This window comes from Halorubrum sp. CBA1125 (assembly GCF_009742825.1).
Lineage (GTDB): Archaea > Halobacteriota > Halobacteria > Halobacteriales > Haloferacaceae > Halorubrum.
This window is the reverse complement of record NZ_WPCE01000297.1, coordinates 1-2,308: the sequence shown is the minus strand read 5'-3', so window position 1 is coordinate 2,308 and position 2,308 is coordinate 1. Positions and strand designations below refer to the sequence as shown.

General features: G+C 69.6%; 5 protein-coding genes and 1 pseudogene. All 6 read left to right on the top strand.

The window, feature by feature from the left end; all coding sequences use genetic code 11:
* On the top strand, nt 1-274 hold a 274-nt coding region (locus GJ633_RS15925; protein ID WP_197431380.1), incomplete at its 5' end, for a DUF188 domain-containing protein.
* 19 nt (nt 275-293) lie between these two features.
* Nucleotides 294-869: a DNA-directed RNA polymerase gene (locus GJ633_RS15920; RefSeq protein ID WP_156589556.1), complete on the top strand. Its 576-nt coding sequence runs from the start codon at nt 294-296 to the stop codon at nt 867-869.
* Complete coding sequence (gene spt4, locus GJ633_RS15915) at nt 869-1,066, top strand: transcription elongation factor subunit Spt4 (RefSeq protein ID WP_156589555.1); 198 nt, start codon at nt 869-871, stop codon at nt 1,064-1,066. The genes GJ633_RS15920 and spt4 overlap by 1 nt, the downstream gene beginning before the upstream one ends.
* Nucleotides 1,067-1,096: 30 nt before the next feature.
* Entirely contained in the window at nt 1,097-1,669 is a 573-nt protein-coding gene (locus tag GJ633_RS15910; protein WP_156589554.1) for a GTP-dependent dephospho-CoA kinase family protein, read from the top strand.
* 94 nt (nt 1,670-1,763) lie between these two features.
* A complete protein-coding gene (locus GJ633_RS15905; protein ID WP_156589553.1) occupies nt 1,764-2,072 on the top strand; it encodes a 30S ribosomal protein S24e in 309 nt (102 codons plus the stop codon).
* A gap of 10 nt (nt 2,073-2,082) precedes the next feature.
* Nucleotides 2,083-2,308: pseudogene (locus GJ633_RS15900) on the top strand (serine/threonine protein kinase); the annotation flags it as partial.

The window sequence follows — 2,308 nt, the reverse complement described above, 5'->3', positions numbered from 1 at the left end:
TCCGGAGGCGGTCCTCGACGAGCTCGCCGGGCTTCAGCGCGGGGCCGGCGAGGCGGCGACGGCGGCGAGCGTGGCCGCGGACCTGGCGGCGCGGGCCGAAACGGTCACGACGGACGAATCGTACGCAGACGACGCGCTGGTCGAGCTGGCCGCGTCAGGCCGGGTCGACGGCGTCGTCACCAACGATCGCCCCCTCGCGAGCCGGGTGCTGGCGGCGGACGCACCAGTAATCGGTTTAAGGGGTCGGAACGCACTGGCGATAACGGAACCCTAGCGGACGCGGATCACCAATCATGTACAAACGAGTTCGACTCAAGGACACGGTCGAGGTCCCGCCGAAACACCTGGCGGACGTCACCGACGAGCGAGTGAAGGCCCTGCTCCAGGACAAACTGGAAGGACGGATGGACGAGGACGTCGGCAGCGTCGTGAGCGTCATCGAAGTCCACGACATCGGCGAGGGGGCGGTGTTGCACAACCGCCCCGGCGTCTACTACGAGGCCGAGTTCGAGGCGCTCACCTACGATCCCGACATGCAGGAGGTCGCCGACGGGACGGTCGTCGAGACCGTCGAGTTCGGCGCGTTCGTGGGGATCGGTCCGGTGGACGGGCTGTTGCACGTCTCGCAGATCACCGACGAGTACCTCACGTTTGACGGCGCGAACCAGCAGCTCGCCTCTTCGGACTCCGACAAGACCCTCGGCGTCGACGACGCCGTCCGGGTCCGGATCGTCACGAAGAGCATCGACGAGCGCAACCCGCGCGACTCGAAGATCGGGCTCACCGCGAAACAGCCCGGCCTCGGGAAACACGAGTGGCTGGAGGGGCAGCGCCGACACCGCGAACAGACGGGCGAGGAGGCCGACTGATGGCCGAGGACCGCCTGGCGTGTCGGGAGTGTCACCACGTCAACGACCCCGACGCACAGACCTGCGAGCACTGCGGGTCGTCGTCGCTGACGGAGGACTGGGCGGGCTACGTCATCGTCACGCAGCCCGAGGAGAGCCAGATCGCCGAGGAGATGAACGTCGCTCAGGCCGGCGCGTACGCGCTGAAGGTCCGATAGCGACGCCGGCGTGGTTTCGCGCCACCCCCGATGCTCACCCTACCCGATTCGTTGCGCGACGCGTTCAAGGCCCCGCTCGGTCCGGTGACGACCGACGTCGAGCGCCTGCTGGCGGCGGCCGACCGGACCCGGGCCAGCCACGACGCGCCCGAGGCGCCGCTCGTCGCCGTCGGCGACGTCGTCACCTATCACCTCCGCGAGGCGGGTCGCGTCCCCGACGTCGCGATCGTCGACGGGAAGACGGAACGGACGGCGGTCGACGCCGAGATCGAGGCCGCGCTCGCGGACGCGGCGGGGGCGTCGGATCGCGTCGAGAACCCGCCGGCGTCGCTGTCGGCGGACCTGCTCGCGGCGCTGTCCGAGGCGCTCGCCGCGGACGAGCCGGTCACGATCGCGGTCACCGGTGAGGAGGACCTGGCCGCGCTGCCGGCGATCCTGGCGGCGCCGACGGGCGCGAGCATTGTCTACGGTCAGCCCGGCGAGGGGATGGTCCGCGTCGCCGTCACCCCGGAGACCAGAACGGAGGCCCGCGACCTCTTCGAGTCGCTCGACGGCGACGTCGCGGCTGCGTACGGTGCGCTCGGCGTCGCCCCCGAGTCGTAGCGTCCGTCCCGGCGACCGCTGCGGGAATTCGACGGCGACACCCCCGCTTCGAAATCCTTTTACAGCTTTCGGGGGGATATACGCCCAACTAACCATGGACGTCGACATCATCTCCGAAGAGGAGAACCCCATGTTGCACCGCACGGACATCCGTTTCGAGACGACACACGAGGAGGCGACGCCCTCCCGCCTCTCGGTCCGCGACTCGCTGGCTGCGAAGCTCGACAAAGACTCCGAGGAGGTCGTCGTCCACGAGCTCGATACGAAGTTCGGCATGCGCAAGACGGTCGGCTACGCGAAGGTGTACGACACCGCCGAGCACGCGCTCGACGTCGAGCAGGAGTACATGCTCGAACGCAACAAGATCGGCGGCGAGGGCGACGCGGACGCCGAGGAAGCGTAACGCCCGCCGGATGCGCGTTCTCGGCATCGAGGGGACCGCGTGGTGTGCGAGCGCCGCCCTGTACGACGCCGAGGCCGACACCGTTCTGATCGAGTCCGACCCGTACGAGCCCGACAGCGGCGGCATTCACCCGCGCGAGGCCGCAGAGCACATGTCGGAGGCGATCCCGGCGGTCGTCGACGCGGTCCTGACGGCGGCCGAGGCGGAACACGGGCCCGACGCGGTCGACGCGGTCG

Excerpts from the sequence above, each read along its gene's own strand:
- GJ633_RS15920 (WP_156589556.1), top strand. The coding sequence starts at position 294 with ATGTACAAACGAGTTCGACTCAAGGACACGGTCGAGGTCCCGCCGAAA.
- spt4 (WP_156589555.1), top strand. The coding sequence starts at position 869 with ATGGCCGAGGACCGCCTGGCGTGTCGGGAGTGTCACCACGTCAACGAC.
- GJ633_RS15910 (WP_156589554.1), top strand. The coding sequence starts at position 1,097 with ATGCTCACCCTACCCGATTCGTTGCGCGACGCGTTCAAGGCCCCGCTC.
- GJ633_RS15905 (WP_156589553.1), top strand. The coding sequence starts at position 1,764 with ATGGACGTCGACATCATCTCCGAAGAGGAGAACCCCATGTTGCACCGC.